This is a genomic window from Arthrobacter sp. SIMBA_036 (assembly GCF_046535135.1).
Taxonomy (GTDB): Bacteria; Actinomycetota; Actinomycetes; order Actinomycetales; family Micrococcaceae; genus Arthrobacter.
Genome location: NZ_JAWRXG010000028.1, coordinates 1 through 2,055 on the forward strand (window position 1 = coordinate 1; position 2,055 = coordinate 2,055).

Here is a 2,055-nt window from a genome sequence, read left to right on the forward strand (position 1 = left end):
CACCTTCCGGCTTTCCGTTTCGCACCCGGCGACTCAGAAAACAATACACGCCCCACCACACCAACGCAAATCCACCCCACAACACCACCCAAAACAGCCCAGACAGAAGCTGCAACTGGTGGGAGGATGGGACCCATGGAACTGCACATCACAGGAGATCCCACCGCGGACCGGCTGCTCAGCGACGACGCATTCGCGCTACTGACGGGCATGCTCTTGGACCAACAAGTCACCATGGAATCAGCCTTCGCCGGGCCTGAGAAAATCCGTGCGCGCTTGGGGTCGCTGAACCCGGCCACGATCGCCGAGTACGACCCCGCCGAGTTCATCGAAGTTTTCAAGGAGAGGCCGGCGGTCCATAGATTCCCGGGATCCATGGCGGGCAGGGTCCAAGCACTGGCGGAGACCGTGCACCGGGATTGGGATGGAGACGCAGCGGCAATCTGGACAAACGGCAATCCCGACGGCGCTGAAGTGCTCCGGCGCCTCATGGCTTTACCTGGCTTCGGAGAACAGAAGGCAAAGATCTTCCTGGCGTTGCTGGGCAAACAATGCGGCCTCCGGGCTGAAGGGTGGAGGGAAGCATCCGGCCACTACGGCGAACAGGGCTCTTACCTATCGGTCGCCGACATAGTTGACCCGGCGTCGTTGGCCAAAGTGCGCGCCAGCAAGCAAGCAGCAAAAGCAGCTGCCAAGGCCGCGAAGTCACCGGCCAGTTGATTGGCGGGTTCCCCGCAGGGAACCCACCACGGGTACGCGAAAGCAGAAGGGCCCTCACGTAGAAAGTGAGGGCCCTGCTGGTATCAGCTCCAGAGTTCCTTGAGCGTTGCCGCTTGGGCTCTTCCTTGTTCGTACCCGGCTTGCGCGGCGGCGGGACGAAGCGAAAGGTCCATGGCGTTCACCCCAAACAGGTGTTCGGCGTCGCTGTCGGGAAATACGGTGGCCACACTGCTGCCACCGTGGCGCAGAGCATCTATCTGAGTGGCGAGGTGCGTGCCCCACTCCACTGGCTGCAGGGACTTGCCGCCGAACGGTGAAAGCACCAGGACCCGACCGAATCCAGCGGCCAGATCCGCATTCTCAGCGTTGGACCGGTAACCGCCATCGATGAAGTAGTTGCCCCCGATCCGGTACGGACGGCCACTGGAACAACTGGCTGCGATGGCGTCCACCAACTCAACTCCACTGTGTCGGTCAAAAACGACCGGGTCACCCGTCTTCGCGTCAACGGCCGTGATGAATACCGCCCGCTCCGGCCAGTCTTGGTTCGGTAGCCGGGAAGCGACCGTTTTTCGCCACTGTGCCTGCCAGGAATCGTCGGCACCCGCATCCAGATCCAATGCGGCCGAGCCCAATCTGCGTCGCATGTCGGCAGCGTCAACGGCTGAAGAGATGATTCCCTTTATACGCGCCAGATGGTCTACCGTCGGCCTAGCGCGCGTCTCGACTCCCCCGGGGCGTTGCCGGGAGACAGGTAACGGCGCCAGCGTGGCCGCCAAAAGTTCAGTCGGAGACATACCCGCGATCTGCGCCGCGGCCGTGGAGCCGGCTGACGTTCCGATGGTCAAGTCCGCCGTAGTTACGTCGAGCCCAGCCTCATACAGCCCAGCCACGACGCCGATAAGCCAGGCATTGCCTGTGGACCCACCGCCGCCTAGGACCAACGCTCGTTTCAGTCCGCTAGCCGCGGCAATGGAGGCCGGCGCCGGGATGGAGTTCAGGGACGAAGAATGGTTTCTGTTCATGGGAGTCGCCTTTCGCGATTTTGCGCTAAATGACGCTCCCGACGGCGACTACCTTAGTCGCGAAATCGTGGACAGCGAGGGAGCGCCCACTATGGATACTGCGTTCATGGGTCTCACCTCCAGTCGATATGACACGATCACTGAACAAGCTAGCACGGTAAGCGGCGATCCACCACGTCGCGGCCGCCGCAACACTGCGGGCGTGTGTTTGTTGTGTTTGGTGTTTTGGGTGCTTAAATGCGGGGAGCCCCGACCGTGTGGTCGGGGCTCCCCGGTTGAATGGTTGTCCGGCGGTGTCCTACTCTCCCAC

At 62.0% G+C, this 2,055-nt stretch carries 2 protein-coding genes; one reads left to right on the top strand and one right to left on the bottom strand.

Translation table 11 applies throughout. From position 1 onward, the window contains the following. The first annotated feature begins 126 nt into the window (after positions 1-126). Positions 127-720: an HhH-GPD-type base excision DNA repair protein gene (locus SB659_RS18955; protein ID WP_284980377.1), complete on the top strand. Its 594-nt coding sequence runs from the start codon at positions 127-129 to the stop codon at positions 718-720. A gap of 83 nt (positions 721-803) precedes the next feature. On the opposite strand, the gene SB659_RS18960 is transcribed toward SB659_RS18955, so the two are convergent. Next, entirely contained in the window at positions 804-1,745 is a 942-nt protein-coding gene (locus tag SB659_RS18960; protein ID WP_410551508.1) for a patatin-like phospholipase family protein, read from the bottom strand. Positions 1,746-2,055: the final 310 nt, after the last annotated feature.

Bases quoted from the DNA above. Each gene is read 5' to 3' on its own strand.
- SB659_RS18960 (WP_410551508.1), bottom strand. From the start codon at position 1,745: ATGAACAGAAACCATTCTTCGTCCCTGAACTCCATCCCGGCGCCGGCC.
- SB659_RS18955 (WP_284980377.1), top strand. From the start codon at position 127: ATGGGACCCATGGAACTGCACATCACAGGAGATCCCACCGCGGACCGG.